The organism is Streptococcus cristatus (genome assembly GCF_001578775.1).
Lineage (GTDB): Bacteria > Bacillota > Bacilli > Lactobacillales > Streptococcaceae > Streptococcus > Streptococcus cristatus_A.
In genome coordinates this window covers 784753-802531 of record NZ_KQ969062.1, presented here as the reverse complement: position 1 = coordinate 802531, position 17779 = coordinate 784753, and the positions used below count along the sequence as shown (strand labels likewise).

Annotated in this window: 15 protein-coding genes; 2 read left to right on the top strand and 13 right to left on the bottom strand. The window is 41.7% G+C overall.

The window, feature by feature from the left end; genetic code table 11:
• Positions 1-97 precede the first annotated feature (97 nt).
• From SCRDD08_RS03980 to nagB, 6 genes are all read right to left on the bottom strand, one after another.
• On the bottom strand, positions 98-781 hold the full coding sequence (locus SCRDD08_RS03980) for an O-methyltransferase (protein ID WP_061422534.1): 684 nt from the start codon (positions 779-781) through the stop codon (positions 98-100).
• A gap of 1 nt (position 782) precedes the next feature.
• A complete protein-coding gene (pepF, locus tag SCRDD08_RS03975) occupies positions 783-2585 on the bottom strand; it encodes an oligoendopeptidase F (protein WP_061422533.1) in 1803 nt (600 codons plus the stop codon).
• A 20-nt stretch (positions 2586-2605) separates the two neighbouring features.
• Positions 2606-3565: a competence protein CoiA gene (locus tag SCRDD08_RS03970; protein WP_061422532.1), complete on the bottom strand. Its 960-nt coding sequence runs from the start codon at positions 3563-3565 to the stop codon at positions 2606-2608.
• Between the two features lie 158 nt (positions 3566-3723).
• Positions 3724-4890 (bottom strand): MFS transporter, encoded by a 1167-nt coding sequence (locus tag SCRDD08_RS03965; protein WP_061423260.1) that lies wholly within the window; start codon positions 4888-4890, stop codon positions 3724-3726.
• A gap of 232 nt (positions 4891-5122) precedes the next feature.
• Entirely contained in the window at positions 5123-6466 is a 1344-nt protein-coding gene (locus SCRDD08_RS03960; RefSeq protein ID WP_061422531.1) for a D-alanyl-D-alanine carboxypeptidase family protein, read from the bottom strand.
• Between the two features lie 106 nt (positions 6467-6572).
• The gene (gene nagB, locus SCRDD08_RS03955; RefSeq protein WP_048764476.1) at positions 6573-7280 is read right to left on the bottom strand and encodes a glucosamine-6-phosphate deaminase; all 708 of its coding nucleotides are present in this window, start codon (positions 7278-7280) and stop codon (positions 6573-6575) included.
• 317 nt (positions 7281-7597) lie between these two features.
• On the opposite strand from nagB, the gene queA reads away from it, so the two are divergent.
• Together queA and SCRDD08_RS03945 are read left to right on the top strand one after the other, a co-directional pair.
• The gene (queA, locus tag SCRDD08_RS03950; RefSeq protein WP_061422530.1) at positions 7598-8626 is read left to right on the top strand and encodes a tRNA preQ1(34) S-adenosylmethionine ribosyltransferase-isomerase QueA; all 1029 of its coding nucleotides are present in this window, start codon (positions 7598-7600) and stop codon (positions 8624-8626) included.
• A gap of 13 nt (positions 8627-8639) precedes the next feature.
• Positions 8640-9110, top strand: a complete 471-nt coding sequence (locus SCRDD08_RS03945; RefSeq protein WP_005590761.1) for an arginine repressor — start codon at positions 8640-8642, stop codon at positions 9108-9110.
• Between the two features lie 92 nt (positions 9111-9202).
• Here the strand turns inward: SCRDD08_RS03945 and SCRDD08_RS03940 are convergent, their stop codons facing one another.
• The 7 genes from SCRDD08_RS03940 to SCRDD08_RS03910 form a co-directional block, all read right to left on the bottom strand.
• The gene (locus SCRDD08_RS03940; protein ID WP_061422529.1) at positions 9203-10537 is read right to left on the bottom strand and encodes a dipeptidase; all 1335 of its coding nucleotides are present in this window, start codon (positions 10535-10537) and stop codon (positions 9203-9205) included.
• Positions 10538-10557: 20 nt separating this feature from the next.
• Positions 10558-12072, bottom strand: coding sequence for a YfcC family protein (locus SCRDD08_RS03935; RefSeq protein ID WP_045499182.1), 1515 nt, complete (start codon positions 12070-12072; stop codon positions 10558-10560).
• Positions 12073-12284: 212 nt separating this feature from the next.
• On the bottom strand, positions 12285-13232 hold the full coding sequence (gene arcC / locus SCRDD08_RS03930) for a carbamate kinase (protein ID WP_061422528.1): 948 nt from the start codon (positions 13230-13232) through the stop codon (positions 12285-12287).
• Between the two features lie 158 nt (positions 13233-13390).
• Positions 13391-14407, bottom strand: coding sequence for an ornithine carbamoyltransferase (gene argF, locus SCRDD08_RS03925; protein WP_061422527.1), 1017 nt, complete (start codon positions 14405-14407; stop codon positions 13391-13393).
• A gap of 57 nt (positions 14408-14464) precedes the next feature.
• A complete protein-coding gene (gene arcA / locus SCRDD08_RS03920; RefSeq protein WP_005590767.1) occupies positions 14465-15694 on the bottom strand; it encodes an arginine deiminase in 1230 nt (409 codons plus the stop codon).
• 304 nt (positions 15695-15998) lie between these two features.
• Positions 15999-16685 carry a Crp/Fnr family transcriptional regulator gene (locus SCRDD08_RS03915; protein WP_061422526.1) on the bottom strand — a complete coding sequence of 229 codons (687 nt, stop codon included), beginning with the start codon at positions 16683-16685 and terminating at the stop codon, positions 15999-16001.
• 287 nt (positions 16686-16972) lie between these two features.
• Positions 16973-17752, bottom strand: a complete 780-nt coding sequence (locus tag SCRDD08_RS03910; protein WP_061422525.1) for a YhfC family intramembrane metalloprotease — start codon at positions 17750-17752, stop codon at positions 16973-16975.
• Positions 17753-17779 lie beyond the last annotated feature (27 nt).

The window sequence follows — 17779 nt, the reverse complement described above, 5'->3', positions numbered from 1 at the left end:
CCTTCAATAAATTCACTTTGTCTATTGTACCACAAATCCAACTTGATATCTTAATTTTTCCTAAAAATTTTTGGAAATCAAGAAAAAAGTGAAAGGATTATTTTTTTCTAATCATAAGCAGCCCATCTCCTAAAGGAAGCAAGCTTGCAGTCAAATCTGGACTGTCCAAAGTTGCGTCAAACAGGCTATGTAAGCCACGGTAAATAGCCCGCTGGCCACGCTTAATGTCCTCAAAAGGCTTGGCAACATCTCCGCCTTGGAAGACATCATCAATGAGGACCAGACCACCAGGATTGAGGCGCTTGAGGACTGGGGGCAGAAAGACCACATACTTAGACTTGGCAGAGTCCATAAAGGCAAGGTCGTAAGAATCCTCCAGCGTCTCAAGCAGATCCACCGCATCGCCTTCCAGCAGGGTGATCTGCTGACGGCTGTCATATTTAGCAAAATTAGCCTTAGCAAGCTCAATCATCTCTGGATTGCGGTCAATAGTCGTAATCTGAGCCTGAGGCGCATGTTCCGCCATCAAAAGGGCCGAAAATCCAATAGCCGTCCCGATTTCTAAAATCTTCTCTGGCTGCAGACTTTCAAGTAGCAGTCGGAAATAAGCCACTGTCTCATGGGGAATCACGGGTACATTTTCAGCTCTGGCAAAATCCTCCAGCTCCTTGAGTCCACCAGAAACTGGCTGGAGTCGCCGTCTCATAAAGTCTACAATCTCTTCCTTGACTACTGGCCGGCGCATATTAGGATTAGAGTTTTGATTATAAGTCTCGACCATCTTATGCCAGTCCCAACTTTTCTACTAAGACTTCAAATTCGTCCAAGCGACGCTCAAAGACAGCAAAAGCAGCGTTCAGGTAGTCTTCTTTTTCCATATCCACACCTGCTTTTTTGATGACATTAAGTGGGTAGTCAGAGTTCCCAGCTTTGAGATAGTCCAGATACTTGTCCTTGTCTTCCTGACTGCCATGGACAATCTTTTCAGCCAAGGCAGAAGCCGCTGAAAATCCTGTTGAATATTGGAAAACATAATAATCATAGTAGAAATGCGGAATCCGTGCCCATTCGTACTGAATCTGCGGATTGTCTTCTTTTTTCAGTCCATAGTATTTCTCGTTCAAGTCAGCATAGAGCTCATTGAGAAACTCGCTGGTCAAAACTTGACCTTCTTGGTCAGCCTTGTGGATAGCGTGCTCAAACTCAGCAAACTGGGTTTGACGGAAGACCGTACCTCTAAAGCCATCCAAAAAGTGATTGAGGATAGCAAAGCGGGTAGCATCGTCCTCTACTTCTTCCAAGAGCTTCTCTGTCAGGATATTCTCATTGGTCGTTGAAGCAATCTCAGCTAGGAAGATAGAGTAGTCTCCATAAACATAAGGCTGGGTCTCACGAGTATAACTTGAGTGCATACTGTGGCCTGTCTCATGCACCAAGGTAAAGAGATTGTCCAGTGTATCCTGCCAGTTGAGCAACATAAAGGCATTGGTATCATAAGAACCGCCTGAGTATGCTCCTGAGCGCTTGCCTTGATTTTCATGAACATCAATCCAGCGCTCTGAGAAGGCTGTCTTCACTCGGCTCAGATAATCCTCACCCAGAATAGCCAGGACTTCCTCAGACTTAGCCAAGGCTTCCTCATAAGTAAACTTGTAGTCTGTCTCTGACAAAGGTGTGTACATATCATACATCTTCAAATCAGAAATGCCTAGAATCTTCGCTCGTAAAGCGATATAACGCTGCAAGAGAGGCAAATGCTTGTTGACAGCTGAAACTAGGCTATCATAAACACTTTCTGGAATAAAGTCCGCTGACAAGGCTGCTTCACGGGCAGAGGAGAACTTGCGGACTTTCGCATTGTAATTGTGTACCTTGACATTGGTATGCAGAGTCTTAGCATAGGTATGCTGGTACTGCTCGTATACGCTATAAAGAGCCTCGTAAGCTTCCTTACGGACTTCTCGGTTCTTAGACTCGACCAAGGTGATATAGTTGCCGTGGCTGAGCTGAACTTCATTTCCATCTTCATCATGCACCATAGGAAAGACGATATCCGCATTATCCAGGATCGCAAAGGTTTCGCCTGCTGCGCCAAAGATTTCACCAGCACCAGCCAATAGCTCCTCTTCGCGCTGGGTCAGGATGTGGGCTTTCTTTTTCAAAAGCTTGTCAAAATAATGCTGATACAGCTGCAGTGCTGGCTGCTCAGCCAGGAAAGCTTGGTACTGCTCTTCTGTAATCGCCATAAATTCGGGCTCATAGAAAGCAAAACTTTGACCAAATTCGCTGTAAAGAGTCATCCCCTTAGCCTGATACTCTTGGTACTTAGCCACACGTGTATCCTGGTCGTTCTTCATGTGAGCATAGGAATAAAGTTTCTCAATACGGCGCATCAAGTCCAACTGCACTTCAGTCGTTTTTAAGAGACTGTCCGCTGAATCCAGCAAATGCCCAGCCAAACTAGCTGCCTTCTTCACTTCTTCTGAAACCTGCGCCAACTCCGCTTCAAAGGCTTCATCTGTTGGGAAAATTGTTGTCAAATCCCAAGTATATTTTTCTTCAATTTCATTTCTTTGTTTTGCCATAGAAATTTCCTCCATCTTTTCTATTTTATCATAAAAGTGGGGGAAATCCTCGCATAAAATATCGGTGGATAGATAATTTGAAGCTGCTTATTTTTTTCAGTCTGATAATAGCGATGAAAGTGCTGGTAATAGGGCGCCAAGTCTCTTGTTATTTGACAAAAGGAGCTGGCTTGGACAGGCCGAACTTGCGGATAAAAATCCTCGGCTGACTTGGTCAGAAGATTGTCTCCTTTTTGATAGAGCTGGGCTTGGAGCTTCATCCAGCGAGGCTGCTGGTAATAAAGTTGCTGACGAACATAGCGACAAATCTCCGGATCTTGCTTAGCCAGATAGCTCTCTAGCACCTGCTTTTGAAAGGGACTGCGCAAGACGGATAAAAGACAGCCTTGACCAAAAGGAAAGGATTTGACCTTGTACTGAGCTCGCCCATGCAAGTCTACGTGAATGAGATATTTAAGCCGAAGCTCCTTCTTTTTCTCATCCAATTCCCAAAGATGAAAGCCCATATTTTGACTAAAATAAAGAAAGTCCTTTTGCAGTTTCGTCAGCGACTGTTTTAACCATAATTTCTTGCCCAAAAGCCAGAGAACCTGATAGTCATGCTGGCGATAGGATAGCGTCCTTTCCTCAAGTCTTTCCTGACTAAGAGGACTGCATTGAACCTCCAGCGCTATGCGACCGTCCAACAAAAGGTCAGCAATCTGCCTTATCTCAGGTAAAAAGGCCTCCACCTGAATCTCTTGACTTTGCTTCCCCCAGCTATAAAGGCCAGCTTTCAAGTTCAAATGCTCCACACTTTCATTTTCCGTATAAAATGAACAATTTTCAAGAGAAATATGCGCAAAATGCGGTCGCATGACCCTTCCTTTTTTGAAGCGGACCGCTCCCGAACAGGCCGGACAAAAGGTTTGTTCGCCTAGAGAAGGCTGCTTTTCCATCGCATTCAGCAAAATCCCCTCTTTATTTTTCGCAAGCAACATGAGTATTTCCCTTTCAATATAATGTCTTTTATATCTTTATTCGTAATTAAAAAGCAAAAGAGAGGGCTTGTGAAATGGAACGAGGTGTTATTTATTCTCTCACTTATGTAATCTCCCTAAACAAAAACGAGCTGAAAAGTTTCCAAACTCGTTTTTTCTTATCCAAATAAATTCTGATTCTTTTTTTCAGGAACTTTCAAGAAGAGAGCAAGCAAGAGCACTAGACCTATGATCGCTGCCAACATGAAATTCATACTACCATAACCAAAACGATCTAAGATAGACCCTGACATATTCTGGATGAAAATTGTTCCTAGATTTCTCCCTGTCTGTAGTAACGCAAAAGCGGTCACCAAATATTTTTCATCTACCAGATTTGCTACGATACGCAGACTAAGCATAGTCAGTACCATGCCTGAAGCATGCTTGGAAAGCAGAGTGACTACGATTTTCGAGCCTAAGCCAAAGTTTAAAGCATAGACCGCATACTGAAGAAGCATCATGCCTAAGCAGATATAGAGCAACTTTTTGACAGCTATCTTATCCATGAAAAGATAGGAATAAAAGATTAAGGGAGCCTCGCATAGTACAGAGACAGCCACAACAGTCGTTGCCCAATCAACACTTAAACCGCTGGATTCTAGCATGGAAGGAATATAGGTATGTCCTGTATTGCCCACACCAGAGTAAAGGGCAACAAGGAAAAGATAAAAAAGATAGGTTCTGTTTTTTAGAATGGCTGAAAAGAGCGAATGGCCTCGTTTTTCAGTCTTTTTAGTTAATCTATCTCGCTTGGGATTCATGCCAAGAACCCCTAAAATACTCAGCATCATAGTCCCGATAAAGACCAGATAGATGGCCTGGGGAGAAATATTTTTATAAATCAAACCTGCCAGCTGTGAACCGACGGCATAACCGATTGTTCCCCAAATTCGAATTTTCCCATATTTATAAGGACTTTGGGTTGCCAGTACATCCATCACAGTCCCCACCCCATTGATGAGCATCAAGACAAAACTATACCAAATGGCTAAGAGCCATAGATTATCAGCCTCCATGAAAAAGATGTCTCCCAAGATAATCAGGAAAAAACTGATAAGCGAAACCCTCTTGATGCCAAGAGTATCATTTAACAGACCCATGATCGGCTGAGCCAGCATGGAAGAAAAGAAAGAAGCTGATACGACGATAGATACTTGACCAGCCGTGTACCCCTTATCCAGCATATAAACAGATATCAAGGTCGAAAACAATGAATTGGACAGAAAATAAAAATTATACATCAAAAAATAAGCCAAATAGCTATTAGAAAACTTTTTCCCCATCATCAAAACCTCTCCAAAAATAGAATAGAGAGTGGGACAGAAATCGGTAATTCGTTAGAATTCGATTTCGTCGTCCCACCTCCGCACAGTTGAGTAGGGCTGTAAAAGCTGATGAAATCAGCGTAGTAGAGCCCACTCAACCACTGCGTCTTGCTCGACAATCCAAAGACAATTGAGAGGCTAGGACTTTTGTCCCAGCCTCTATCTCAGCTTGCAAACTAAGTACAAGCCTTTATTTAAATCTTTGCTTTCTAGCAGCTGCTTTAGCTTTTCTCGATTTCCGATTCTCAATATAGAAAATCAGGACAATAATGACAATTGGCAAGGCAATTAACCAGCGGTTGCTTAGCAAGTCACTATACCAAGTTTTATTATTTTCTTTCTTAGTGACTTCTTCTTTGGCAGACTGGGTGACAGAAGCATCTACTTCCTCCACTTTCATCTCATCAGAGATCTTTGGAGAGAGCGTATATAGATCATTTCCAGCCTTCAAGACACCATTTTCAACTACAGGCTTTGCCTTCGCATCTTTTTTGATTGTTGCATAAAAATCTTCTGGCAGATTGTAAGTTTTTCCATCAATCACCTGCTTCCCTTTAGAGAACAGTTTCTTGTACTCGTAATCAGCATAAGATTTTTCGATCAAGGCATTTCCAAATGGATGGCGGTAATATTCACCGTCTTGGTCAGACCAGTCGCCAACGCCCATGATAACGCCAATCACGCGCTGATTTCCACGCTTGACAGTTGCAATGTAGTTGAAGGCACCGTTCGGACTTGAGCCTGTCTTCAGACCATCTACTCCCTCTAGAGCATAGCGAGCACCTGGCAGAGAGTAATTATAAGTCTCAAATGTTTCTTCATAAGGCGTCCCAGCCTTGACAGTCACCTTAGCCTGATTGGTATAATTTAAAATATCTGGATAGTTCTTTACAAAATTATAAACTAAAATTCCTAAATCACGCGCAGTTGTTTGGTTGCTAGCGTAGTTATTATATCTTTGAGGAGTATAGTAACCTTTAAAGGAAACCGCTGCAGCACCACTGGCATTAAACCATTTGGTGTTGGTCATGCCTAGTTCCTGCGCTTTCGCGTTCATCTTATCCAAGAAAGCATCGGGATCATTATCTGATAGATAATTTGCCAGCATCACTGTTGTTGCGTTAGAAGAGGGTACAACTGTCATGGTAATCAGCTCAGAAACAGTATAATTGACTCCAGCCACGATTTTATTATTGGAAATTTCATAAATTTCCGCAACCGCCTGATCTTGCGGCGTCGCCTTAATCACCGTATCTAAACTGAGTTTTCCCTCTTTAATGGCTTCAAAAACCAAGTACAAGGTCATGATCTTACTCATGCTAGCTGGATCGCGAACCTCATCAATGTTATCCTGCCACAGTATATCACCCGTATTTCCGTCAATCATCAAAGATGACTTAGGACGATTGATTGCTTGTACATTTTCATTGGGATACATTTTTCGTGCCATATCTACCAATTCATCTGCCGCAGCAGAAAGCGGTGATAGAAAGGCAGACAAAATCAATCCAAACACCAAAAACTTCTTCTTCACATTTATCCTCCAAAAAAATTCATTCCTAACTAGTATATCATATTTTTAATCAAGTTTTTGATAAATATAAAAAATCCTATCTAAAAATTAGATAGGAAATAGATTGTTAAGCTTCTAATAAACTTAGAGCTTCTTTGTCTGCAATAATCACGACATCTTCATGGCCTTGAAGGGCGCTAGCTGGCACCGTTTCTGTTACCTCTCCTCGGACTGTTCCTGCAATGGCTTGAGCTTTAGAAGCGCCATAGGCAAAGAGGATGATTGATTTTGCATCTAAGATATTCCGAATTCCCATTGAGATGGCTTGAGTCGGTACGTCCTCTATCTTCTCAAAGAAGCGAGCGTTCGCTTGGATAGTTGACTGCTCCAAGTCAACAATATGAACAGTGCTATCAAAACTAGTTCCTGGCTCATTAAAGCCAATATGACCATTGGTCCCAATTCCCAAAATTTGCAAATCTACTGGATGATCTGCCAAGACTTGATTGTAGCGTTTCACTTCTGCTTCCACATCTTCTGCTGCACCGTTTGGCAAAAAGCTTTCTTTGAAAGGCTTTTTATTAAATAGCTGCTCATTCATAAAGTAACGGTAAGACTGGGGATTGTCTTCTGAAAGTCCCACATACTCATCTAGGTTTACACTGGTCAGCTCTGATAAATCTAGGTCACTGGCAATGATTTGCTTGTAAAACTCAATCGGGCTACTTCCTGTTGCCAACCCCAATGTTTTGGCCCCCTGAGCCAACTTTTCTTTCAAGATTTCTAAAGCTACCTTTGCGCCTTCTACTTGATTCTCAACACGAATAACTTTCATTCTATTCTCCTATTTTTCTTGATGTATTCCTTATTTTATTATATGGTATAGACCAATTTTTGTCAAGTAGATTCTACTTAATTTTTTCAAATTTTACTGAGAGACTTAGCGTCAAATCATGGTATAATAAAAGCATGCTATTACCAATGATTATAATTTTTTTACTCGGAATTGCCCTTTTTACCACTGGGCTTTTCTTGAAAAAATATCTCGGTTGGCAACTAATTTTTTTATGCCTGGGAATTTTCTTTATCAGTATTCCCTTTTTACTTGCTGCCTACTATATTTGGATCATGAGAACTATTTAAGGAGATAGAATGAATACTGCTGATTTTGATTTTCACTTACCGGAAGAACTGATTGCTCAAACTCCTCTGGAAAAGCGAGACTCTTCTCGCCTACTCATTGTAGATCGGGAAACTGGCCAGTTTATTGACCAACATTTTGACAATATTATTGACCAACTTGAACCAGGTGATGCTTTGGTTATGAATAATACCCGCGTCCTGCCAGCTCGCCTTTATGGAACCAAGCCTGAAACCGGCGGCCATGTCGAGCTCCTGCTCTTGAAAAATACCCAAGGAGACTTCTGGGAAGTCCTAGCTAAGCCTGCCAAACGTCTAAGAGTCGGAACACGTGTTTCTTTCGGTGATGGCCGTTTGACCGCCACCGTTACAGAGGAGCTGGAACACGGTGGACGGATCGTTCGCTTTGATTATCAGGGCATTTTCTTAGAAGTCCTAGAAAGTTTGGGTGAAATGCCCCTGCCGCCTTATATCCACGAGAAGCTAGAAGACCGTGAACGCTACCAGACAGTCTATGCTAAAGAAAACGGCTCCGCCGCTGCTCCAACCGCTGGCCTCCATTTCACGGAGGAATTGCTGGATAAAATTGCGGCAAAAGGCGTTAAACTCGTCTACCTGACCCTGCATGTGGGGCTTGGAACCTTCCGTCCTGTATCAGTTGACAACTTGGAAGAGCATGAAATGCATTCCGAATTTTATAGCTTGTCTGAAGAAGCAGCTGAGACCCTGCGTCAAGTCAAGGCAAGCGGCCACCGCATCGTTGCTGTCGGCACTACTTCTATCCGGACACTGGAAACAATCGGCAGCAAATTTGAGGGTCAAATCCAAGCAGACTCCGGCTGGACCAATATCTTTATCAAACCAGGCTATCAGTGGAAGATTGTCGATGCTTTTTCAACCAACTTCCACTTGCCAAAATCAACCCTTGTCATGCTGGTATCAGCTTTTGCTGGACGCCAACTGACACTTGAAGCCTATGAGCATGCTATCGCTGAGCGCTACCGCTTCTTCAGCTTTGGCGACGCTATGTTTATCAAATAATACAGGTGAATCTATGAATAAAATCGAAAGTAGGCATCGCCTCATTCGCTCCCTCATCATGGAAAAAAGAGTCCATACCCAGCAGGAACTCCAAGAACTACTGGAAGCAAACGGCGTCATTGTCACCCAGTCTACTCTCTCTCGTGACATGAAAACTCTCAATCTAGTCAAGGTGACCGAAAACGACAAATCCTATTATGTCATTAACAGTATCGCCCCTTCTCGTTGGGAGAAAAGACTACGCTTCTATATGGAAGATGCCCTCGTCATGCTCCGCCCCGTTCAGCATCAAGTCGTCATGAAAACTTTGCCCGGACTAGCCCAATCTTTTGGTGCCATTTTAGACGCTCTGGAATTACCCCAGATTGTTGCTACAGTCTGCGGAGACGATGTCTGCCTGATCATCTGCGAAGATAATCAAGCTGCTATCGAATGCTTTGATAAACTCAAAGAATTTGCCCCCCCATTTTTCTTTAGTAAATGACAAAAAAGAGTTGGAAAATCCAACTCTTTTATCATTTTTAACAAGATATTTTGCCAAGAAAATTACTAAAACTAATATCTATCGTAGAAATTTTACTCTCCTGCCAAGCGGAAAATAGTCTCAGCATAGATATCCATCGCACGATAGAGATCTTCCAAAGACGCTCGTTCATTGGCCTGATGTTCCGTCTGCTCTACTCCTGGGAAAAGAGCGCCAAAGGCCACACAATTTGGCATAGTCCGAGCAAAAGTTGCCCCACCAGAGGACATAGCTGGACTAGTATCGCCAGTCTTTTCTTGGTAGATAGTCATCAGGGTACTGACCAGTTCGCTGTCCTTAGGTACATAAAGCGGAGCCAGATAGTCAAACTCTTCATAGTCCAACTGGTAGCTCCCAGCAATCTCTGCTAGTTTTGCCACTAGCTGATCTTTATCCGCCAAGACAGGAATCCGAATATCAATACGGATTTCAGACTTTTCTGAGTTCAGTGTCAGACCTGCAATGTTAAAGGATAGTCTGCCAGACGGTTCATCTGAAATGTCGCCAAATAAACGGCCGCCAGTCGCATCTTCTCCCACTGCTTCTGCAATAAAAGCCAGAGCAGGATGAGCTTGTAAAGGCTGTAAAACTGTCGCTAGCCGAACAATAGCATTGATACCTTCAGCTGCATCCTTGGCATGCTTAGGTAGACCGAGAACAGTGACTCGTTGGTCATTTTGCTCGTATTCAAAAGCAGCTGCCTGCAAACCTGCCACGACCGGCTCCAAAAGTTCTCCTTGATAGCTGGCCTTGCCAGGCACGACATTAAAGGCTGCTCCTGCTTCTAAATCTAGCTGATCTGAACCAGGACCATGCAGCTTGACCTGTAAGAGGCCTTTCTCAGCATAGGTCAGAGGGAAGGAAGAATCTGGTGCAAAGCCAAGCGTTGCTGTTTCTTCTAGTTCATTGTACCGCCCCATACAGCGCCAAAGTGTCTCTTCGTCCGTACCAAAGATAAACCGAACCCGCTTTTTAAATTTTACTCCGCTATCTAGCAGAGCCTTGACTGCGTAAAGAGCAGCCATTGATGGTCCCTTATCATCTTGGACACCACGTCCGAAGATCCAGCCGTCTTTGATAGTTGCCTCAAATGGCGGTGTCCGCCAATCCGCTTCATCACCTGATGGAACAACATCCAAATGACAGAGAACGGCCAGGAGCTCTGCTCCCTGACCGATTTCTGCATATCCGTAATAACCTTTAGGATCAAGATAGGTAGTGAAACCTAAACCTCGACAAATCTCTAAAGTTTTTTCTAGGACATTTTGGATTGCTTGTCCAAAAGGTGTTCCACTTTCTCCTTCATTGAGTACAGAAGGGTAGGAAATCAAAGTCTTTAATGATGTAAGAAATTCATCTTTAACTTGATTTGTTATATATGTTTTCATGGAATCACCTCACTCACTCTTTATAGGAATGGAATGAATGTTCCAAGAAGAAGGAGAGCAATGGTCACTACAATGATAGCAACTACAAGTTTGCCCATGAATTTCCACCAAGTACCGATGTTGATACGTCCAAGTGCAAGAGCTCCCATCACAATACCAGATGTTGGTGCGATCAAGTTCAAGACACCTGAAGCAGATTGGTAAGCAGTGATAATCAAGCTAGGACGCACATTGACAAATTCTCCGAGCGGAGCCATGATACCCATAGTCGCGCTGGCAAGACCAGATGAGGATGGGATCAAGAATGACATAGGCAGATAGAAGATATAAGTCAAAACGATAAAGACTTGTGAAGACAGACCGCTCAGGCCTTCTTTACCCCAGTTGAGGATAGTATCTGTAATCATACCATCGTTCATGATAACTTGGATACCACGGGCAATTGCCACGATCAAGGCTACACTGAGCAAGTCAGCAGCACCATTCATAAAGGCAGAGATAATCTTGTCTTCTTTAAGACCATAAACAACACCGATAAGGATACCCATGAAGGCGAAGAGCATTGCGCCTTCTGGGAAGTACCAAGTACCCAAAGCAGCTGTAGATGAACCAACAATCTTGCCAATAACTGGAAGACCAGTCAACCAAGTATTTAAGTCTCCAAAGAGAGTAATACCTAAGTCACTCCATGGAATGAAACTCAAGACCATCAAGACGAAGGTAAGTACAAAGAGAACAAAGACATGTTTTTGTTTCTTAGTAAGAGTTGAGTTGACATTTTCTTCGTCTTCACCAACATTGAAGAATTTCATGTCTTCATCACGTGTTGCATAAGTGAGAGACTTAGTTGGATCTTTTTGGATCTTATCAGCATACTTGTAAACGAACCAAGTGCTAAGACCAGTTAAAGCAAACCAGAAAATCAAACGAAGGATAATCCCTTCACCAAGACCTACACCTGCAGTTGATGAAGCAATACCTGTCGCAAATGGGTTCAAGGTAGATGCCAAACATCCAATCTGTGAACCGAGCAAGATAATGGCAACCCCAGTCAAGCTATCAAATCCAACAGCCATCATAACTGGCACAAGAAGAGGATAGAAGGCCATGGTTTCTTCACCCATACCATAAGTTGTACCACCAAGGGCAAACAAAGGCATGAGAACCAAAATCAACATCTTTTCGCGGCCCTTGTACTTCTTCACAATAGAAGCAATACCAGTGTCTAGCATACCAGTTTCATTGACAACACCAAGGAAACCACCAACCATGAGAATGAAGAAGGCTACATCGATCGCTGCACTTGTTTCCTTAATCAGCGAGCCTTCCTCTGGGTGAGTACCTAGCATAGCCCGAATCGGTGCCATGAGAACATCCCAAATCCCTTGCGGATTTTGAGGTTGGGCTTTGTAAACACCATCCACAAAGGCACCTGCAGGGATGATCCAAGTCAACACTGCCATAATAGCAATGATTATCAACAAGACGGTATAAGATGAGGGCATCTTAAACCCTTTTTTAGCTTTTTCACTCATTTGTTTTTCCTCCTAATGTCTAACAAAGTGCAAAAAACCAACCACTTTCTTAAATAAATATTTAAGAAAAACGCTTTCTATTTATATTTATTTTACCACATTAAGGTCTAAAAAACTAGTATTTTTTGAAAATATCGCACTTATTTTCAAGAAATATTCCTAACTTGATATAAAGACGTTAGAAATACTATATATTTTACTAGTAAAATAGCTTATTCTTTTTCAATAATTGTGCCGCTTTCAGATTCGATCAAAGCGCCAAGATTTTCAAGGGAAGTAATAACTGCTTTTCCTTCTGGACGACCGTTGACAAAAGCGATAGCTGCTTCTACTTTTGGAAGCATGCTGCCTGGGGCAAATTGGTCTTGTTTGATATATTCTTCCAGCTGAGCAACATTCACATGTTCCAACTTTTCTTGGTCTGGTTTGTTGTAGTTGACAAAGACGTAATCTACACCAGTTAAGACGATGAAGAGGTCAGCTTCGACTAATTCCGCCAAGCGTTGAGAAGCAAAGTCCTTATCAATAACAGCTTCAACACCAGACAAATGACCGTTGTCTTCCTTGATGACTGGAATTCCGCCACCACCAGCAGCAACGACCACTTGACCAGCATTCAAGAGGGTACGAATTGTTTCGATTTCCTTAATATCAACAGGTTTTGGTGAAGCAACGACCTTGCGCCAGCCACGACCAGCATCTTCTTTGAAAGTTGCTCCGCTCTTTTCAGCTTCTGCTTTTGCTTCTTCTTCTGAATAGAAAGGACCAATTGGTTTGCTCAAGTTAACAAAAGCTGGGTCATTTTTATCGACAACAACTTGTGTCACAACTGAAGCAACATCTTTTTCGATGCCTTCATCCAAAAGAGCATTTTGCAAGGCATTTTGCAGCCAGAAACCGATGCTCCCTTCTGTCATAGCAACAAGTGAATCGAGTGGGAAAGCAGGGTTCTTTTCAGAATCAGCCGCCAAGTGTTGGAGCAAAAGATTTCCAACTTGAGGACCATTACCATGAGTGATAATCAAATCATCCCCATTTTTAATCAGTTTTACAAGGTGCTTAGCTGTTTCCACCAAAGCTTCCTGTTGAGCTTTTGCTGATGGATCAGAAGAAAGAATCGCATTTCCTCCCAAAGCCACTACTATTTTACGATTTGCCATAAATTCTCCTTTATCACATTCAATTGAATGCCTTTAGATTTCTGTTTAATATTTTTTCAAATTTTTATAAGAAATAACAGATTTCCATCATATAAAAGAGGACTGGACTAAAGCTATTAGTCGCAGCCCTCATAGCTGTTGGTATTACGGTTTATAAATTATACTTTTGGAATGTAAAGGTTGCCGAGTGTAGCAGCCATAACAGCTTTGATTGTGTGCATACGGTTTTCTGCTTGGTCAAAGTGGCGAGCGTATTTGCTGCGGAAGACTTCGTCTGTTACTTCCATTTCTTCTACGCCAAATTTTTCAGCGACATCTTTACCGTAAACAGTATTTGTATCGTGGAATGCTGGCAAGCAGTGCAAGAAGATCAAGTCTTCATTGTCAGCTTTCTTCACCAATTCCATGTTAACTTGGTAAGGTTTCAAAAGTGCAACGCGTTCTGCGAATTTATCTTCTTCACCCATAGATACCCAAACGTCTGTGTAAAGTACATCTGCACCTTTAACAGCTTCGTCTGCATCTTCAGTGATGAGGATGTGTGCGCCGCTTTCTTTAGCAAAGCCTTCTGCCAATTCAACAATTTCTTTTTCTGGGAAGAGTTCTTTTGGTGAGAAGATGTGAACGTTAACGCCAAGGATAGCTCCTGTTACGAGCAAGCTATTAGCAACGTTGTTACGTCCATCACCACAATAAACCAATGTCAAGCCTTCCAAACGGCCAAAGTTTTCTTGAACTGTCAAATAGTCAGCAAGCATTTGAGTTGGATGCCATTCGTCGGTCAAACCATTCCATACTGGAACACCTGAGAATTCTGCCAATTCTTCTACCATGTGTTGGCTGAAGCCGCGGAATTCAATCCCGTCAAACATACGTCCCAATACTTTAGCAGTATCTTCTGTAGATTCTTTCTTACCAAGCTGAATATCATTAGCACCAAGGTATTCTGGATGTGCACCAAGGTCAATAGCTGCTGTAGTAAAGGCTGCACGCGTACGAGTAGATGTTTTTTCAAACAAGAGGGCGATATTCTTACCAGCAAGATAGTGGTGCTGAATATTGCGTTTCTTCAAGTCTTTCAAATGAGCTGAAAGTCCGATTAGGTATTCTAATTCTGCACGAGTAAAGTCTTTTTCTGCAAGGAAGCTACGTCCTTGGAATACTGAATGTGTCATTCTGTTATTTCCTCTTTCTAGTTATTAAATTTCTATTGATAAATTGTCGAACACGAATTAAACTTCTTCACGTTCAAATGGCATAGACATACAACGAGGTCCACCACGGCCCCGAACCAATTCACTTCCGCGAATCTTGATCAAGCGAAGCCCGTATTCTTCCAAAATCTTGTTGGTTACGGTATTGCGGTCATACACTACTACCACACCAGGAGCGATAGTCAAGGTGTTAGAACCGTCATTCCATTGTTCACGTCCAGCTGCTACGATATTGCCGCCACCGCAACGAATCAAATGAACTTTTTCTACGCCAAGGTTTTGAGCCAGAAGCTCAGCCAAGTCACCTTTTTCTTCAACAATCTTCAGTTTTTCGTTTTCATAAGTAACTGAGTAAACACGAAGGTCGCCTTCGATTTCTGGGTGAATGGTGAACTTGTCATAGTCAACCATAGTGAAGACAGTATCTAAGTGCATGAATTTACGGTTGTTAGCAAATTCAAAGGCCAATACTTTCTTGAAGCCAACATTCTTCTTGAAGATATTCACCAAAAGTTTTTCGATAGATGCTGCGTCTGTACGTTGAGAAATACCAACTGCTAATACATCTTTAGAAAGAACCAGTTCGTCCCCACCTTCGATACGAGTATCTTCTTCACGGTTGTAAACCAATTCCACTTTTCCAGCGTATTCTGGGTGATATTTGAAGATGTATTTACCGTAAAGTGTTTCACGGTTACGAGTATCTGCAAACATGTGGTTGAGCGATACAGCATTACCAATTGTAGCAAATGGATCGCGTGTGAAGTAAAGGTTTGGCATTGGATCAATCGCAAATGGATAATCTGATTCTACCAAGTCAGTCAGACCTTTCGCTTCGTCAGGGATTTCTGGCAATTCAGCTTTTTGAACCCCTGCCATTGTTTTTTCAACCAATTCTTGGTTGTCCTTGATACCATGCAGCAATTCACGAATAGCTTTCTTCGTTTCGCGTCCACGAATATTTGCTTCTTCCAAATATTCTTCGATGAATTGTTCACGAATTTCTGGAGAAATCAAGGATTCAGCAGCCAATTTTTCGAGATAAAGAACTTCAATTCCTTCATCACGAAGAGCTTGAGCAAATGCATCGTGTTCTTTTTGAGCATCTTCCAAGAAAGGAATGTCATCAAAAAGAAGACGTTCTAGGTAGTCCGGTAGCAAGTTTTCCAGCTCTTTGCCCGGACGGTGCAACATAACTTTTTTCAGTTTTCCAATTTCTGAGAAAACATGAATTGGATGTGTAGACATCTATTGTCCTCCTTTTCGTTGAGGTTTGGTTTCCCAATCCCTTTTATGCTACTATTCTATCATGGATTGGAAAGGCTTACACCTAAAATCTTACATTACAAATGCTAAATCCTTTGCGTTTTTTATAAAACATTATGATATTTATTTATTTTAAAGCGTTTTCTTTGCATATTTTGATTGTTCTATTATTTTTAGGAATATATATTTTTTTGTAAAAAATATATGTTCAATTAATATTAGAATATGATCAGAAAAAACTTTTAAATGTGTAAAAATGTTTGAAAAAAGCCAATCAAATGATTGATTAGCTTCCTTCAAAATATTTCATAAAGTAATCCTTATTCTTAAATGTCAATTTTTTATGCTCGTAGTCAATCACTTCTTCTTCTCTTAGTTTTTTCAGAACCTGATTGACTGTTTCACGTGTGGTGGCTCCTAACTTGGCCAACTCTTTCATACTCATTGGAAATGGAAGTGTATCCTGCTCTTTGCACAGATCCATGCATAAAATAGATAAAGACTGGGTCACGCGATCCGTAGCACTGGCTGAGACGACATTCCGTAAGCGTAATTCCTGAAACTCTAAAATCTGTGATAAATGCTTGGTGATAAACAACAGCTGATCGACATTCTTTTTTGAATAGTCTTCAAACAAGTCCATAGGAATGCTGAAATACTCGACATTAGTGACCGCGCTAGCTGTATAATGATAACGCTCATCGAAAAACATACCTCCATACGGAAACACACTATTCATTTTAATATAATCCATATAAGAAAAAGTATCAGTTGAATCATACTGTTCGATACGAACATAACCTCGATGCAGGAGGAAAAGCCGATCCCTACGGTCCCCTGAAAAGAAGATAATCTGTCCCTTGGGAATCTTGCGGAATTGAATCTCAATAGCAATTTTATCAAAAAATTCCACAGGAAAATGTGCAAATGCTGGATGCTGCCTAATAATCTGATAATGTTCCTTATTGATCATAATAACCCTTCTTGCTTGCTAATAGTATTATAGCACAAATCCGCTTCCAAAAACAAACATTATTAGCCTAGTTTATTTTATAATATGAAAGTAAATCAGTAGCAATTTAGCTTTACTCGCTTGCTTTGAGAATTCATTTTAAACATTCTCTCAGAACTTTTAAAATACTCCTGCTAAATACATTAAGAATCCTTTTCTAACAAAAAGAGAGGCTAGGATTCTTTTGTCCTAACCTCTCCTTACTATCCAATCTCGTTTAGGCTCTTACCTACTTTACTTGAGCTTGATTAAGCATTTTTTCCCTTAGTATCAAAAATGTTCACCAATAGAAACTTCTTAGTCAGAAATACCAGAGCAAGAAATTCTACCAAAATAATCACTTCAACCAGAATCGGCTGAGTCAGCCATCCAACTTGAACCAGAGCAGGAGCCAAATCAATCAAAGCATGAAAGCCCAGAGCCGCAAGAAAATAGAGTATTTTTTTGTCTTTGACAGCCGCCCAAACCCAGAAAGTCAGAAATACCTGAATCGCAAGTGCTAAAATCCGTTCGAAAGCCAGTAAGTAAATTTGACCCGCCTGTAGTTTTTGCACATAAGAAATCGTCGCTTGGGGTAATTGCGCTAGCAAGGTGCTGTCCCCTTGGCTGACTAGATGAGCGAGGACAAACAGACTCAAGAGACCAGAAATACCGATGAAAAGAGCTTCGAGCCCACCGTGTCCTAAACCATAGGCCAGACTATCACCAATGGTCAGTGGACGCTTCTTTTGTAAATATCGAAAAATCACATAGCGCGCCGTCTCCTCAAAGATAGCTGCCGTTGCAATGCCATACAAAACATAAAGCAAGGGAGCATTTTTCATTAGAGCAATCGTTCCATCAGCCTGAGGCTGTAGAACCAATCGATGTAGGAGATTTTCGAAAATCTGACTAGACAGATAAAATCCACCCCCTCCCAAGAGGAAAACAAGCAGGGAAATCTGCTTAGTCTTTTTAAAATAAATTACCGGAATGACTACAGCGGCTAAAATCAGCACCATAGCAATCAAAATATGCGTTTGAAGCATGAAATCGTCTCCTCAACTATTAAAAGT